Annotated in this window: 14 protein-coding genes; 8 read left to right on the top strand and 6 right to left on the bottom strand. The window is 57.8% G+C overall.

Annotation, left to right across the window (positions count from 1 at the left end):
• Positions 1 to 62: 62 nt before the first annotated feature.
• On the bottom strand, positions 63 to 2,336 hold the full coding sequence (locus NYE92_RS17505) for a molybdopterin guanine dinucleotide-containing S/N-oxide reductase (protein ID WP_072136351.1): 2,274 nt from the start codon (positions 2,334 to 2,336) through the stop codon (positions 63 to 65).
• Between the two features lie 187 nt (positions 2,337 to 2,523).
• On the opposite strand from NYE92_RS17505, the gene galR reads away from it, so the two are divergent.
• Entirely contained in the window at positions 2,524 to 3,534 is a 1,011-nt protein-coding gene (gene galR, locus NYE92_RS17500; protein WP_013024371.1) for an HTH-type transcriptional regulator GalR, read from the top strand.
• A gap of 618 nt (positions 3,535 to 4,152) precedes the next feature.
• On the opposite strand, the gene NYE92_RS17495 is transcribed toward galR, so the two are convergent.
• Positions 4,153 to 6,528, bottom strand: a complete 2,376-nt coding sequence (locus NYE92_RS17495; RefSeq protein ID WP_259019290.1) for a family 20 glycosylhydrolase — start codon at positions 6,526 to 6,528, stop codon at positions 4,153 to 4,155.
• A 247-nt stretch (positions 6,529 to 6,775) separates the two neighbouring features.
• On the opposite strand from NYE92_RS17495, the gene nrdD reads away from it, so the two are divergent.
• Positions 6,776 to 8,914: an anaerobic ribonucleoside-triphosphate reductase gene (gene nrdD, locus NYE92_RS17490; protein WP_014595170.1), complete on the top strand. Its 2,139-nt coding sequence runs from the start codon at positions 6,776 to 6,778 to the stop codon at positions 8,912 to 8,914.
• Positions 8,911 to 9,378, top strand: coding sequence for an anaerobic ribonucleoside-triphosphate reductase-activating protein (gene nrdG, locus NYE92_RS17485; RefSeq protein ID WP_259019289.1), 468 nt, complete (start codon positions 8,911 to 8,913; stop codon positions 9,376 to 9,378). Before nrdD ends, nrdG begins: the two co-directional genes overlap by 4 nt.
• On the opposite strand, the gene NYE92_RS17480 is transcribed toward nrdG, so the two are convergent.
• Positions 9,370 to 10,005 (bottom strand): NAD(P)H-binding protein, encoded by a 636-nt coding sequence (locus NYE92_RS17480; protein WP_015701089.1) that lies wholly within the window; start codon positions 10,003 to 10,005, stop codon positions 9,370 to 9,372. The two genes, nrdG and NYE92_RS17480, sit on opposite strands and share 9 nt — an antisense overlap.
• A gap of 146 nt (positions 10,006 to 10,151) precedes the next feature.
• On the opposite strand from NYE92_RS17480, the gene NYE92_RS17475 reads away from it, so the two are divergent.
• Positions 10,152 to 10,673, top strand: coding sequence for a type 1 glutamine amidotransferase domain-containing protein (locus tag NYE92_RS17475; protein WP_013024366.1), 522 nt, complete (start codon positions 10,152 to 10,154; stop codon positions 10,671 to 10,673).
• A gap of 39 nt (positions 10,674 to 10,712) precedes the next feature.
• Here NYE92_RS17475 and NYE92_RS17470 read toward each other — a convergent pair whose 3' ends face one another.
• Complete coding sequence (locus NYE92_RS17470; RefSeq protein ID WP_259019288.1) at positions 10,713 to 11,141, bottom strand: YhbP family protein; 429 nt, start codon at positions 11,139 to 11,141, stop codon at positions 10,713 to 10,715.
• A gap of 82 nt (positions 11,142 to 11,223) precedes the next feature.
• Here NYE92_RS17470 and NYE92_RS17465 point away from each other — a divergent pair, with 82 nt between their 5' ends.
• Complete coding sequence (locus tag NYE92_RS17465; protein WP_013024364.1) at positions 11,224 to 11,511, top strand: GIY-YIG nuclease family protein; 288 nt, start codon at positions 11,224 to 11,226, stop codon at positions 11,509 to 11,511.
• On the opposite strand, the gene NYE92_RS17460 is transcribed toward NYE92_RS17465, so the two are convergent.
• Both NYE92_RS17460 and NYE92_RS17455 read right to left on the bottom strand, forming a co-directional pair.
• On the bottom strand, positions 11,495 to 12,001 hold the full coding sequence (locus NYE92_RS17460) for a GNAT family N-acetyltransferase (RefSeq protein WP_105077065.1): 507 nt from the start codon (positions 11,999 to 12,001) through the stop codon (positions 11,495 to 11,497). The two genes, NYE92_RS17465 and NYE92_RS17460, sit on opposite strands and share 17 nt — an antisense overlap.
• Complete coding sequence (locus NYE92_RS17455) at positions 11,995 to 12,519, bottom strand: SCP2 domain-containing protein (RefSeq protein WP_029570911.1); 525 nt, start codon at positions 12,517 to 12,519, stop codon at positions 11,995 to 11,997. Before NYE92_RS17455 ends, NYE92_RS17460 begins: the two co-directional genes overlap by 7 nt.
• A gap of 206 nt (positions 12,520 to 12,725) precedes the next feature.
• Here NYE92_RS17455 and NYE92_RS17450 point away from each other — a divergent pair, with 206 nt between their 5' ends.
• The 3 genes from NYE92_RS17450 to NYE92_RS17440 all read left to right on the top strand — a co-directional run bounded on the left by NYE92_RS17450 (position 12,726) and on the right by NYE92_RS17440 (position 15,738).
• A complete protein-coding gene (locus NYE92_RS17450) occupies positions 12,726 to 13,721 on the top strand; it encodes a peptidase U32 family protein (protein WP_072138512.1) in 996 nt (331 codons plus the stop codon).
• Between the two features lie 9 nt (positions 13,722 to 13,730).
• Complete coding sequence (locus NYE92_RS17445; RefSeq protein WP_013024360.1) at positions 13,731 to 14,615, top strand: U32 family peptidase; 885 nt, start codon at positions 13,731 to 13,733, stop codon at positions 14,613 to 14,615.
• Positions 14,616 to 14,727: 112 nt separating this feature from the next.
• A complete protein-coding gene (locus NYE92_RS17440) occupies positions 14,728 to 15,738 on the top strand; it encodes a luciferase-like monooxygenase (protein ID WP_013024359.1) in 1,011 nt (336 codons plus the stop codon).
• Positions 15,739 to 15,749: the final 11 nt, after the last annotated feature.

Below are 15,749 nucleotides of genomic sequence, written 5' to 3'. Positions count from 1 at the left end.
GGCTTTTTCGCCACGACTGAAACGCAACAGATGCCTGCAAAATGTAACCAGCCGTGTGAACCTTAGGCTTTTGTGCAAACGGCATGTTTTTTAATGTCAACCAGGCAACTCATGGCGTTGGGTCCCTGCGTCAGGGATGACGTGCCGATATCCAGGGTTAACACATTGGGGTTGCCCGCCCGGTCAAACGGCTGCCACGCTTTGCCAAAACCGGGATCAAACCAGGCTCCGGTGGAAATGATCACCACGCCCTGCTTCAGCCCCTCGGTCAGACGCACGCCGGCCAGTATTCTGCCGCGCGCATTGCTGACCTCAATTTCGTCACCGTCTCCGATATCCCGCACCGCCGCATCCTGCGGATGCATATACAGGGTTTCATGCCCGGCGGTTTTGTTACCCTGAACGGTAGCCGTCGCATCTAACTGGCTGTGTAACCGGTCCGATGGCTGAATGGAGATCATGTGTAGCGGATAATCACGGCTGGCTGCCGCGCCCAGCCATTCCTGAGGCTCACGCCATTCCGGATGCCCGGCCATATCCTCCAGGTGGTAGTCGGCGATGGTCTGGCAGAACAGCTCAATCTTACCGCTGGCAGTCTGTATCGGGTTGGCCTCGGGATCGGCGCGGAAGTCTTCCATAAAGATATAAGGCTTACCACCTTCGGGGATCTCCACAAAGCCACGCTGCCAGAACTCACCGAACTCTGGAAAAGGAATGCCACGACGGCCATGCGCCACCGCACATTGCTGGTAGAGATGTTCTATCCACTGCATCTCGTTGCGCCCTTCGGTGAAGGTATCGCGATAGCCTAAGCGCTCGGCGAGATCGGCAAAAATATCAAAATCGTTCCGTGCCTGATGTTGCGGCTTAATCGCCTGGTGCATTGCCAGTACAAAACGGTCACGTGATGAACCGCCGATGTCATTACGCTCCAGCGTGGTGGTGGCGGGCAGCACGATATCGGCCATCTGCGCCGCAGGTGTCCAGACGATATCCTGGACCACCACGGTATCCGGCTTCTGCCAGCCTTCCACCAGCCGGTTAAGCTGCTGGTGATGGTGAAACGGATTGCCGCCCGCCCAGTGCACCATATGAATGTCCGGATAGTGCAGAGTTTCGCCCTGGAAACCATAAGGCTGGCCGGGATTGAGCAGCATGTCACTGATGCGGGCAACCGGAATGGACAGGCCTGAAGGGTTCGGTCCGGTGCTCATCATCGGCGCGGGGCCTTCCTGACGCGGATTGCCCACGCTGTTCATCGAGCCGTGTCCAAACGAGAAGCCCGCACCCGGCAAGCCCGGCTGCCCGAGCATGGAAGAGAGCGCGATCATCATCCAGTAAGGCTGTTCGCCACGGTGGGCGCGCTGGACCGAATAGGAGCAGGTGATAAAACTGCGTTTGCCGATCAGCTGTCGGGCCAGATGTACAATGCGATCCGCCGGGATATCGGTGATCTTGCTGGCCCAGCCGGGCGTTTTGGCGATGCCGTCGCTTTCACCCAGCAGATAGGCACGTAGCTGTGGCCAACCGGTGCAGTGACGGGCCAGAAACGCCTCGTCGGTCGCACCACGCTGACAAATTTCGTAACCGAGTGCCAGCATCAGCGCCACGTCGGTATTCGGCCGGATCGGGATCCACTCCGCGTTAACAAACTCTGGGCAGTCATCGCGCATCGGGCTGATGTTAATCACCGGCGTGCCTTTTGCCGCCAGCTGCTCCAGCGCCGGTTTCAGGCTGTGCTGGCCTGCGCCGCCGGATGCCACCTGGGCATTTTTTAACGCCAGCCCACCGAAGGCGACAAACACCTCCGCATGTTCCACCACCTGCGGCCAGTCGGTGACGCGCCCGGTCAGCGGCATGTAGGTGCCCATCACGTAAGGTAGGAAAAACTGCGCGGCGCCCCAGCTGTAGTTGCCTTGCTGATCGACGCCACCGCCACCCTGGAAATAGAAGCGGCGCACCAGCGTACGCGCATGGTTGACGCGCCCCGCCGATGACCAGCCGTAAGAGCCATTAAAAATGCCGGATGCACCGTAGCGTTCGCGAATACGGCGATTTTCCTCTGCCACCAGATCCAGCGCCGTCTCCCAGTCAACGGCAACAAAATCTTCGCGTCCGCGCAGCGTGCGGTCACTGTTTTCGCGCGATTTCAGCCATGAGCGGCGCACCATGGGCTGGCGAATACGTTTGTCTGAGTAAACCAGTTCCGGGATGGTGTTGAGCATCGGCGAGGGATCGGCGTCGGCAAAAAAAGGTTCGCAGCCGATAAGACGATCGTTTTCGCTTACCGCGGTAAAGGCGCCCCAGTGCGCCAGATGTGGCACTTTAATTTTCATGGTCATCGCTATGGCAGGTGTTGGGATCAGCAGCATAGCATGGGCCGCAACCTGAACAGAAGGCATCACCAACCGTCTGATTTTACCCTGTTTGCGACAGCGCTGGCATTCTGTTGTCTTGATGTGCGCCCGCTTTTCCGTAACACTGGTGCGATGTGTAAACGTTTCCCCAAAATCAGGTAATCGCATGGCCACCATTAAGGATGTTGCCCGGTTGGCGGGAGTTTCCGTCGCCACGGTTTCCCGCGTCATCAACAATTCGCCTAAAGCCAGTGACAGTTCACGTCAGGCGGTCAGCCAGGCGATGGAGTCGCTGCAGTATCATCCAAACGCCAATGCACGGGCGCTGGCGCAGCAGTCCACTGAAACGCTGGGGCTGGTGGTCGGGGATGTTTCCGACCCGTTTTTTGGCGCGATGGTGAAAGCCGTTGATGAGGTGGCGGGCCAGACAGGCAACTTTCTGCTGATTGGTAACGGTTACCATAATGAGCAAAAAGAGCGGCAGGCTATTGAGCAGCTGATGCGCCATCGCTGCGCGGCGCTGGTGGTGCACGCCAAGAAAATCCCCGACAGCGAGCTGGAAGTGTTGATGAAGCAGATGCCGGGCATGGTCTTACTGAACCGTCTGCTGAAGGGCTTTGAAAAGCGCTGCATCGCGCTGGACGACCGCTACGGCGCCTGGCTGGCGACGCGCCATCTGATTCAACTGGGCCATCAGAATATTGCGTTTATCTGCTCCACTCACACGATTTCCGATGCGGAGGATCGCCTGCAGGGTTATTACGATGCGCTGCAGGAGCACGGCCTGCCCTGCAACGATCGGCTGGTCGCTTGGGGCGAGCCGGACGAAGTCGGCGGCGAGCAGGCGATGACGGAGTTGCTGGGACGCGGTAAAAACTTCAGCGCCGTGGCCTGCTACAACGACTCCATGGCCGCCGGTGCCCTGGCGGTGCTGAGCGACAACGGCGTGCAGGTACCGGAAGAGATGTCACTCATCGGCTTCGATGACGTGCTGGTTTCCCGCTACGTTCGCCCTCGCTTAACCACGGTGCGTTACCCGATTGTCACCATGGCGCAGCAGGCCGCTGAACTGGCTCTGGCGCTGGCACATCAACAGCCGCTGCCGGAAGTGACCAATATGTTCAGTCCCACGCTGGTCCGCCGTCATTCAGTCGGCGGCCCGGCGACCTCATCCTGAGTTGATCCTTGCCTTGCCGCGACGCACAGCGCGGCATAACCTCCTCCTGGAAACCCATCCGCCGAATCAGCTTCAGGCCATTGTTCCGTATCTCTTTTCCATCCCTCATCTTCTGCGGAATAAGCCGGTGGCATTCGTGTTGCAGGAAGGCGGCAAGGTGAGTCATCCCCGGGAGCTTACGGCAGTAAGTGACCACTATGTTCAGTCCCACGCTGGTCCGCCGTCATTCAGTCGGCGGCCCGGCGACCTCATCCTGAGTTCATCTTTACCTTGCCGCGACGCTCAGCGCGGCATAACCTCATCCTGGAAACCCATCCGCCAAATCATCCCCAAACCATTGTTCAAAATGTCTTTTCCATTCCTAACCTTCAAGGGAATAAGCCGGTGGCATTCGTGTTGCGGGAAGGCGGCAAGGTGAGTCATCCCCGGGAGCTTACTGCAGTAAGTGACCGGGGTGATGAGCCGCGGCCAACGCACCTGCGGCGCGAAGGACACCCGCTTATTGGCTGGGGTGATGAGCTGCGGCCAACGCACCTGCGGCGCGAAGGACGCCCGCTTATTGGCTGGGGTGATGAGCCGCGGCCAAGGACACCTGCGGCGCGAAGGACGCCAGCTTATTCATTTGAAGGCGCGGAGGAGGGCCTCAAGAGGCCTGACAAGGGCGATGACGGTTTCGTCCTGCACCTGTGCCGCCGCATCCAGCTTCGCATGCATCTGCGCCATTTCGCTGGCCCCAAGCGCCTGGTTACGGACACAGGCATTCACCATGTTGATGCCCATGACGCTCAGCTCATCCACCTGTTTCGCGCTGCTTTCCAGCGCCTTAAGTGGCGCGCTGCCGTTGAGTAATGGCGCAACCTGAGCAGCGTTATCGTGCCAGCGTTGGAGTTGAGAGCGAATAGCTGCGGCAGCCGCCACGTTGCTTCTGTCTTCAACCAGCGCGACCACCTGCTTATCCAGTGTTCTGACGGCGTCGCTTTCTGCCGGTAAAACGTCGGCCAGCCGGTTCAGCGGCTCAAAGTAGTTGTAATGCCCGGCCTGAAACTTGAGATGCTGTCGAGTGTAATACTGGGCCGGTTCCAGCGCCTGAGCCAGCACGCGCAGCGGCTGAATATCCGTGCTGTTTGCAAGCCGCGTCATCTGTCGGTCTGCCTGATAATGCTGCTGCAGCCCCACCGATACGGTCGTCCAGCGGTCCATTGCCGCCAGCCGCTGGTACATGCTGTCGGGATCGGTGACATCCTGGGCTGACCATAACCGCTCCGCCACCACAAACGCACGCGGCCAGAGTTTGGTATCAATAATCGCGCTGTTGACGTTTTCGGCCCACAGCGCGGCCTCACCGCCCAGCAGGTTTTGCTGCATCTGGCGCGCATCCGGCAGCACAGGCTGAATCCCCCTGGGCACCGCGTCGAGCCGCTGCCCTTCGGCCGCGTAACGGACGTTACCCACCAGCATGTATCCGCTCAGTTGATTGTTCGCCAGGGTGACGACCGGTTTGAACGGTCCCATCCAGGTATCCACCGTGAACGTCAGCCGGTTCGCCGAAAGCCAGTCGATGGCGTTCACCAGACGACGCGATTTTCCGGCAAAGTCGATAAAACCGCGCCAGCCGTCGCGGCCTTTAATCAGGGTGAAACTCCCCGTTACCGGGCTGCCTTTTAACCGTGGCATGGTAAAGGACCAGCTCTGAGCCTGTTCGCCCGACTGCACCACATCCTGGCCGTTAAGGCCCTGAGGATAGATTTCGTTGCGATAGTGATAGCTGGCCGGCTGAGGCTGATCGAGATAAAAACCCGTGGACAGAATGCCGCGATAGCCGTTTTTCGCTACCGTGCCCAGTGCATCCTGTCCCTGCCAGGACTGAATCAGAATGCTGTGCGGCAGATCGGGATGGGCAATTTCATCCCAGCCCACCATGCGCCGCTGGTGTTTTTCGAGGATTTTCTCAACGCGCTGATTGAACCAGGCCTGCAGCGCATGGGGATCGGCTAATCCACGATCGCGCATAAACTGCTGAACAGCGGCGGATGCCTGCCACTGGCTGGGATCCACCTCATCGCCACCGATATGCAGGTAGGGATCGGGGAAGATCGCTGCCATCTCCCCCACCAGCGCGTCAATAACCTGATAAACCTGTTCGTTGCTGGGATCCAGCAAGGGTTTGAAAACGCCCCATCCGCGCTCCATCTGATACGGCCCCGGCGCGCTGATCAGTTCCGGCATCGCCACCGCCAGCGCGGAGGCATGGCCGGGTATATCCATCTCCGGCACCACGCGTACGCCACGCTCAGCCGCATACTGCACCACCTCACGCATCTCCGCCTGAGTATAGAAAAGCCCGTCGCTGGCTTTCTGCTGCAGTTGCGGATAGCGGAGGGAGGCAAAGCGCCAGCCCTGATCGTCGGTGAGATGCCAGTGCAGCACGTTCATTCGCGCCGCCGCGATCCCATCGATCTGGCGTTTCAGCGTTCTGACCGGCATAAAGTGGCGGGCGCTGTCGATAAGGATGCCGCGCCAGGCAAAGCGCGGTTTATCGTGAATCGTTATCCAGGGAATGCGGGTGCCTTCGGCACTGTTTTCTATCAGTTGCAGTAACGTTTCCATGCCGCGCATCGCGCCAAAGCGGCTGTTGGCTTTCAGCAGCACGCCGTCGCGGTTGACGTCCAGTTGGTAACTTTCATCGCTGTCAGGCTGAGGGACAGGGTTGACCGCCTGCGCGATGGCAATACGAATTGTGGGATGCTCAACCGGCTGATCGGCGGGTAACAGCGGCCAGCCGGTTTGGCGAGCGATGCGCGACAGCCAGCGTGTTTCGGCGCCGGGCAGCGTGTCCCCGACAATCTGTAGCGTCAGCTGTGGGGTGAGCGTCAGCCAGCCTGCGCGGGCAGGTTGCTCAACCTGCTGTGGCCACGGCATGAGCGGCAGCGTATCGGCGGCGGCGGAAAAGGTCAGCGCACAACAACAGATCAGCACATTTCGACGTAACGGCATTGGCACGGCTCCCTGCGGGTCAATGGCTAAAAAGAACGATAAACAGAGTTAAGTCATTTTGCTCCGCTAAGCAAATTCGCCCGCCGGAAAAGGCGATCTCGGGTCTGTTTTTTTTCAGTGTCGATTTTATCTTCTTGTTCAAGGCTTCTTTGCTTCAGGTCAAAAACAAGCCGATTAATTCACTGCAATTACTACATATTGAGTCTAAAATCCAAAAACACACCCATATGTAGTTAACGGAGAAAAAATGGCAACGGTGGTGGTGAAGCGCGACGGATGCCGCGTAGGCTTTGATTCACAGCGTATCGCCGCAGCAGTGAAGGCTGCGGCACGGGCGGCAAACGTGGAAGATGCACGGTGGTGCGACACGGTGGCCGATCGGGTCAGCACTCAACTGGCCCATCGTCAGGAAGTGGATATCGGTGACATCCAGTATGCGGTGGAAGAAACGCTCATGGCCGGGCCTTACCCGCAGCTGGCACGCACCTATATTGAGTATCGTCACGATCGCGACGTGGAGCGCGAGCGCCGCAGCCATCTGCATCACGCCATTCGTGGTCTGGTGGATCAGACCAACGCCGCCCTGCTGCATGAAAATGCCAATAAAGACAGCAAAGTGATCCCCACCCAGCGCGATCTGCTGGCCGGGATCGTCGCGAAGCACTATGCGCAGCAGCAGATCCTCCCCCGGGACGTCGTTCAGGCGCATGAACGCGGCGAGATCCACTATCACGATCTCGATTATTCCCCCTTCTTCCCCATGTTCAACTGCATGCTGATCGACCTGAAAGGGATGCTGACCAACGGCTTCAAGATGGGTAATGCCGAGATCGAGCCGCCAAAATCCATCGCCACCGCAACGGCCGTCACGGCGCAGATCATTGCGCAGGTCGCCAGCCATATTTACGGTGGAACCACGCTGAACCGCATTGATGAAGTGCTGGCACCCTATGTGGAAAAGAGCTTCGCAAAACACCTTGCCGTGGCGCAAAACTGGCACATTCCTCAGGCGGACGCCTATGCTCGCGAACGTACCGAAAAAGAGTGCTATGACGCCTTCCAGTCGCTGGAATACGAGGTAAACACGTTACACACGGCAAACGGGCAAACCCCGTTCGTGACCTTTGGTTTTGGCCTGGGCACGAGCTGGGCGGCACGGCTGGTTCAGACCTCCATTTTGCGTAACCGCTTGGCGGGGCTGGGTAAAAATCACAAAACCGCCGTGTTCCCCAAGCTGGTCTTTACGATTCGGGAAGGCGTGAACCGCCGTGCAGGCGAGGTTAACTACGATATTAAGCAACTGGCGCTGACCTGTGCCAGTAAGCGGATGTATCCCGACATTCTGAATTATGATCAGGTGGTCCAGGTCACTGGCTCCTTTAAAACTCCCATGGGCTGCCGCAGTTTTCTGGGCGTTTACGAGGAAAACGGTGAGCAGATTCATGAAGGCCGGAATAATATCGGCGTCATCAGCCTTAATTTACCGCGCATTGCGCTGGAAGCAGACGGAGACGAAACCCGTTTCTGGACCTTGCTGGATGCGCGGCTGGCGCTGGCGAAGCGGGCGCTCATGACGCGCGTTGCCCGACTCGAAAAAACCAAAGCCCGCGTTGCGCCTATCCTGTACATGGAAGGCGCCTGCGGCGTGCGGCTTAATGCCGATGATGAGATTGGCCCCATTTTCCGCAATGGCCGCGCCTCGCTGTCACTGGGCTATATCGGTCTGCATGAAACCCTGAATGCCCTGAGTGGCGCGCAACACCATCCTTTCGATGATGCGGCGCTGCGCGCTAAAGGCGTTGCCATCGTGGCCCATATGCGTGCGGCTACCGATGCCTGGAAAGACGAAACCGGCTACGGCTTTAGTCTCTACAGCACGCCCAGTGAGAACCTGTGCGACCGCTTCTGTCGTCTGGATGCCGCGCAGTTTGGCGTGGTAAAGGGGGTAACCGATAAAGGCTACTACACCAACAGCTTCCATCTGGACGTTGAGAAGAAGGTGAATCCCTACGATAAGATCGATTTTGAAGCGCCCTATCCGTCGTTGGCTAACGGCGGGTTTATCTGTTACGGCGAATATCCCAACGTGCAGCACAACCTCAAGGCGCTGGAAGACGTGTGGGATTACAGCTATGACCGCGTGCCCTACTACGGCACCAACACGCCGATTGACGAGTGCTACGACTGCGGGTTCAACGGGGAATTCACCTGCACCAGTCGCGGCTTTACCTGCCCCAACTGCGGCAATCACGATCCTGCCCGGGTTTCGGTTACGCGACGCGTATGTGGCTATCTCGGCAGCCCGGATGCGCGCCCGTTTAACGCCGGTAAACAGCAAGAAGTGCAGCGTCGGGTGAAGCACCTGGATAGCGGACAGCTGGGATGATGCGCATCCATCGTTACTACGATGTGGATATCGTGAACGGGCCCGGCACGCGCTGTACGCTGTTTGTCTCAGGCTGCGAGCACCAGTGTCGCGGCTGTTACAACCAGAGCACCTGGCGGCTGGACTCGGGCGTGCCGTTTACGCTGGAAATGGAGGAGCAGCTGTTAGCGGATTTACAGGATACGCGTATCCCGCGTCAGGGTTTATCGCTGAGCGGCGGCGATCCGCTGCATCCTCATAACGTGCCGCATGTTCGTCGGTTAGTGAAACGGGTAAAACAGACGTGCGCAGGCAAAGATATCTGGTTGTGGACCGGCTATGAGATGCAGGCACTCAGCCCGGCACAGCGCGCGATCCTGCCCTGGATAGACGTGGTGATTGACGGGCGGTTTGAAGAGGCAGAACGCGATGCCACGCTCCTGTGGCGCGGCAGCCGAAATCAGAAAATCTGGTATCTACGCTGAAACACGGGGGATCGCGCCGGACTCGATCAGCGTGAACCCCGTATTTTCTTCGGCAAACGCCTGGTGATGCAGGCAGCGAGCCACGTCCTGAGCCGACACGGCACGCCAGTTGCCTGGCAACCAGGCGAACAGCGGAGCCATCAGGCTTTCTCCCCGACGTTTATCTTTTCGTTCACCCAGCAACAGCGAAGGCCGGACCACCGTCAGGCTCGGCCACGCCTGATGGCGCAGCGCATTTTCCATCTCACCTTTCACGCGATTGTATAAAAAGGGGGAGTGACGGTTAGCACCGTGCGCACTGACCACCAGCATCTTTCTGGCCCCCAGACGTAACGCGTTCAGGGCGGTATCCACCACCAGCGTGTAATCCACGTGAATAAAGGCCTCTTTACTGCCCGCCTGCTTACGCGTGGTGCCCAGACAGCAAAATACCGTCGTCAGCGGTGCCTCCAGCGGGCGCAGGACATCCGTGAGATCGGCTTCAACAGGGTTGACGACCTTGTTCATTGCGGGAAGCGCACGACGGCTGGGCGCAATAATTTCATCCACGCGCGGATCGTCGATCAGTAAACGCAGCAGACAGGATCCCACTAAGCCGGTTGCGCCCGTCAGTAATACACGATTCATCTCAGAATATTCCCTGTTTCGCTGCCAGCCGTGCAAAATCTGGCCAATGTGAGCCGCCTGGCTTGCGTTCTCAGAATCGACAACCAGGCTTAACAGGTCATCAGGATAGCGCAGTATGCGCCTGACATGCCTAAAGGAGAGTATAGATGAGCACCAGAATTGCGGTTCTGATCACCGATGAATTTGAAGACTCTGAGTTTACCTCGCCAGCCGAAGTCTACAAACGTGCGGGCTATGAGGTGGTTACCATTGAGGAGCAGGCGGGTAAAACCGTGAAGGGCAAACAGGGCGATGCTGAAGTCACCATCGATCGCAGCATCGACGACGTTAGCCCGGCGGAATTTGACGCACTGCTGCTACCGGGTGGACACTCGCCGGATGCACTGCGCGGTGACGACCGCTTTGTTGCTTTTACCAAAGACTTTGTGGCCAGCGGCAAACCCATATTTGCTATCTGCCACGGGCCACAACTGCTGATCAGCGCAAACGGCGTTCGCGGTCGTAAAATGACCAGCGTGAAGGCCATTGCGATCGACCTGATCAATGCGGGTGCCGACTTCCGTGATGAGGAAGTGGTGGTTGACGGTGACAAACTGGTCACCAGCCGTACGCCGGCGGATCTGCCTGCCTTTAACCGTGAGTCCCTGCGTATTCTGCAGGCACTGTAACGGCCCACGCCCTTTTCCGCCAGGAAGGGGGCGCTTTATTTACGCCTCGCGTTGCCAGACAATTTTTTTGCCGAAACCCAGCGCATTGTCGGTCATTTTCAGCTCATCAAGCGTAATTTCCCACAGGGGCGCAGAAACCTTGCGCGAAACCGGGAAGCGACGTTGGTACGCGGTGCGCGCCTCAGACGCGTCTTCTTCGCTGAGCGGCCGGATCTGACCCCGATACTGCACGCCTTTTATCAGCAGTACCGTCTTCGGCTGTCCATTGATTGTCCCCGCCACGCGGTTATTTTTCATTGCTAACAGGCCATGGCGCGTATCCGACTCCGTCATGAGCCAGAAAGCCATGCGTAATTCATCAAACACGTAGTAGCAGTTTGCACACCACAGATCATCGTCAGCACAGCAGCACAGGGACAGCACATGCTGCTTTTTCAGGTAGCGAACAAGATGGGCAAGGTCAGACACAATCAACTCCGGGTAAGGGCGACGGATAGCACGGCGCAAAGAAGCGCGCTACACTGCCGGGCGGGCATTTCTGGAACACATTATGAGTCAGCACTGGCAACTTTACCTGATACAAACGGCCGCAGGCATGCTGTATACCGGCATCACAACCGACGTTGCGCGCCGCCTTGGACAACATGCCTGTGGGCGCGGGGCCCGTGCCCTGCGCGGTAAGGGCCCATTGGCGCTGGTCTATGCCTGCGCGGCGGGCGACCGGTCGCAGGCTTCCGCGCTGGAGTACCAGGTTAAGCAACTGACCCGTCAACGAAAACTACAGTTGGTTGCCGAGCAACCCGTAAGCCTTACCGCCTGGCTCAGCGCAGTGGATTAAAAGGCGCGGAATACTCAATGCGCCCTTCGGCCCCGTCAAACGCGTTGTCTGCCAGAGGGTACACCAGGAAAGAGGCTTCGCTATCCGGCCAGCGGCAGTGCAACCCATGCCGTGCTGCGGGCTCGAAACCCAGGTGGCTATACAATGCGGGATCGCCCCTTACCACAACGGCGCTGTAGCCAAACTCATTCAGCGTATCCAGACCTTCGTAGACCAACTGTTTCGCTATGCCCTGACCACGCAGGCTTTCATCCACAGCCAGCGGAACCAGTCCGACCCAGTTGCGATCTTCCCCCTGCAGGGTAACCGGGCTGAAGGCGGCATAGCCCAGCACCTGCCCTTCATCGTCTGTGGCGACGACGCCCAGCGTTAGCAGCCCGTCTTCACGCAGGGCCTGAGTCAGCTCGGCTTCGGCTGAGGTGGGAAAACAGCGTCGCAGTAATGCATCGATACCGGCGGCATCCACGCCAATTTCTGTGCGTATTAACATGAGACACCCGCGCGTGCCTGTGCGGCTTTCGCGTCCTGTTGCATTGTTGTCTCCACGATTGCGGCCATCTGTTGAATGGCGGTACGTAACCCCTTGGGCATGGTGTTGAGTTCAATTGCATCCATTACGTTCTTAACCTCCAGTCCCAGTTCCGTATCCCCTTCGATCAGCAGTCGGCGCTGAAAGAAAAGCATATCAGGATCCGCTTTGCGTGCTGCTACCAGCAACAAATCATTGGCGTTGCCCCGGAACCAGACATCTGCTTCGGCATGCTGCAACACCCTCAGTTGGCCGCCTTCCAGCGTGGTGATCCACGTGAGATTAATATCGCTAATCTCAATCCCCAAAAAGCGTCCCTGAAGAAAGTCTAACTCACCTTCGGCTAAAACATGACGAAATTGCCAGTTTAAGAGTTGTTGCAAGAGCTGCTTCTTCAACATGAAGGGAGCAAGTGTTGCAGGTAAACTAAGGATTTTAGGGCCGTTTTTGACTAAACTGGCAGATAACCGCTGGAACACGTTTTGCACTCCTGTCACAAAAAATTTTAGCTATATTGCCATAGAGTGCCATTCCCGCCTCCTCTGAGATCAATAAAACCTATCGTAAGCGGGTTAAAAAAAAGCCAGGCTATCTCATCAATGACCGTTTCACTGCCCTAAATCAACATTTGCCCAAAGCGCCATGACTAGACTCGTGCTCCATCTGCATCACGAGAGGATTGAGTATGGAGCTGCTGTGTCCGGCCGGAAACCTGCCTGCGATACGAAGTGCGGTCGAAAATGGTGCCGATGCGGTTTATGTCGGACTGAAAGATGACACCAACGCGCGTCACTTTGCAGGATTGAATTTTACAGATAAGAAACTGCACGAAGCGGCGTACTACCTTCATCAGCATCGCCGTAAACTGCACGTGGCGATCAATACCTTTGCACATCCTGACGGCATGCAGCGCTGGCAGCGGGCTATCGATGTGGCGGCAGACAGCGGTGCTGATGCGCTGATCCTGGCGGATATTGCAACGCTGGAATATGCCACCGCGCGCTATCCTCACATCGAACGTCATCTGTCAGTGCAGGCTTCCGCCACCAACCTTGAGGCCATTCGTTTTTATCATCGCCATTTCAATTTGCACCGAGTGGTACTGCCGCGCGTACTGTCGATTCATCAGGTAAAACAGCTGGCGCGCAGTACACCTGTTCCGCTGGAGGTCTTTGCCTTTGGCAGCCTGTGCATCATGGCCGAGGGCCGCTGCTACCTCTCTTCCTGGCTAACCGGTGAATCGCCAAACAGTAAAGGCGCCTGCTCCCCCGCGAAGTTTGTTCGCTGGCAACAAACGCCGGCCGGCATGGAGGTGCGCCTTAATGACGTGCTGATCGATCGCTATCGCGCAGAGGAAAGCGCCGGCTATCCCACGCTGTGCAAAGGCCGTTATCAGGTTGACGACCAGCGCTATCACGTGCTGGAAGAGCCCACCAGCCTGAATACGCTTGAACTGTTGCCAGAGCTGATGCGGGCAGGCATTGCCTCCGTAAAAATCGAAGGCCGTCAGCGCAGCCCTGCCTACGTATCCGATGTCGCCCGCGTCTGGCGTCAGGCTATCGATCGCTGTCAAGCTCAGCCGGATAACTTTGAAGTGGCACAGCAGTGGATGAAAACGCTGGGGGCCCTGTCAGAAGGCACGCAGACCACCTTAGGCGCCTATCATCGTGACTGGCAGTGAGGAAAAACCATGAAATACTCTCTCGGCCCCGTGCTCTGGTACTGGCCCACCGCCACGCTGGAACATTTTTATCACCTCACTGCTGACAGCAGCGCTGACATTGTTTGTCTTGGGGAAGCCGTCTGCAGCAAGCGACGCGCCACGCCTTTTGCCGCCTGGATGGATTTAGCACGAATGCTGTCAGCCCGTGGGAAGCAGGTGGTCATTAGCACGCTGGCTTTGCTGCAATCCCCTTCTGAGCTCAAAGAGCTACAGCGCTATGTAGAGAACGGCGAGTTTATTATTGAGGCCAACGACCTGGGCACCGTGAATATGGCGGCAGAGCGCAAGCTGCCCTTCGTTGCGGGGCCCACGCTCAATGTTTATAACGCCGATACGCTGCAGCTTTTAGTCAAAGAGGGCATGACGCGCTGGTGCTTGCCCGTTGAAATGCCGCGCGACTGGCTAGTGGAGCTGCTCCAGCAGTGTGAGACAAGAGGCATCCGCCAGCAGTTCGAGGTGGAGGTGCTGGGTTATGGTCATTTGCCGCTGGCCCTGTCAGCCCGCTGCTTTACAGCACGTTCGGAGAATCGCGCCAAAGATGCCTGCGAAACCTGCTGTATTCATTATCCTCATGGACGCCGGGTCCTCTCACAGGAATCGCAACAGGTTTTCGTCCTGAACGGTATCCAGACCCTGAGCGGTTACTGCTATAACCTGGGGAACGATCTGGTTGGTATGCACAACTATGTAGATATCGTGCGGTTGTCACCTCAGGATGAGGAAACCTTAAGCCTTATTGACCGTTTCCGCGCAAATGAAGAGGGGCAGGCGCCCCTGGATCTGGCGAAAAATCGGGACTGTAATGGCTACTGGCGCAAGCTGCCGGGCATGGTTTTGCAGGCTGGCGACTGAAAGGCACATACAGGCAACATACGGCGAGTGTAAAAAGTTTTAATATGGCGGATGTTACGCAATACTTGATGGCGCAGGGTATGACACCTGCGCTATACACTCTGGAGTACTCATGTCTGAGAAAAAAAGCGTTCGCCTCTCCGTACTCGATCTTGCCCCTGTTCCTCAGGGTGCCACGCCTCGTGATGCGTTTCACCATTCACTCGCGCTGGCGCGTCAGGCTGAAGCCCTGGGATTCGAACGTTACTGGCTGGCTGAACACCATAATATGACCGGCATTGCCAGTGCCGCCACGTCTGTGCTGATTGGCTATCTGGCCGCGAACACCACAACGCTGCGTCTGGGTTCGGGCGGCATTATGTTGCCGAATCACGCGCCGCTGGTGATTGCAGAACAGTTCGGCACTCTGGCCTCGCTTTATCCCGACCGTATCGATCTGGGATTAGGCCGCGCCCCCGGCTCGGATCAGCGCACCATGCTGGCCCTGCGCCGCAACCTGTCGGGCATTCAGGCCGATACCTTCCCGGACGATGTCGCTGAGTTGATCGACTGGTTTGATGCGGAAGCCGGCGCGCAGCCACCTGTTCAGCCGGTGCCCGGTTTAGGCCTGAAAATTCCGGTGTGGTTGCTGGGTTCCAGCCTTTACAGCGCACAGCTGTCGGCCAAAATGGGACTGCCGTTTGCCTTCGCCTCGCACTTTGCGCCGGACCAGCTGTTCCAGGCTCTGCATGTCTATCGCGAGAACTTTACGCCTTCAGCCCGTCTCGCCGAGCCGTACGCTACGGTGTGCATTAACGTGGTTGCTGCTGACAGCGAAAGCGACGCGCGTTTCCTGTTCACTTCAATGCAGCAGCAGTTTATTAATCTGCGCCGTGGCAAGCCGGGCCCGCTGCCTGCCCCGGTCCAGAACATGGACAGCCTGTGGTCGCCGTCAGAACAGTATGGCGTTCAGCAGGCGCTGAGCATGTCGCTGGTAGGGGATGTCGAGAAAGTGCGTCACGGACTGGCTTCACTGCTGCGTGAAACCCAGGCGGATGAGATAATGGTTAACGGTCAGATTTACGATACGCAAGCCCGTCTGCACTCGTTTAAGCTGGCGATGGACGCTGCACGCAGCCTGTAAAGCAGCAGCCG

Source organism: Pantoea sp. B566 (assembly GCF_024793925.1).
Classification (GTDB): domain Bacteria; phylum Pseudomonadota; class Gammaproteobacteria; order Enterobacterales; family Enterobacteriaceae; genus Pantoea; species Pantoea ananatis.
Note: the sequence above shows the minus strand (reverse complement) of the source record. Positions and strands in the feature narration are given on the sequence as shown.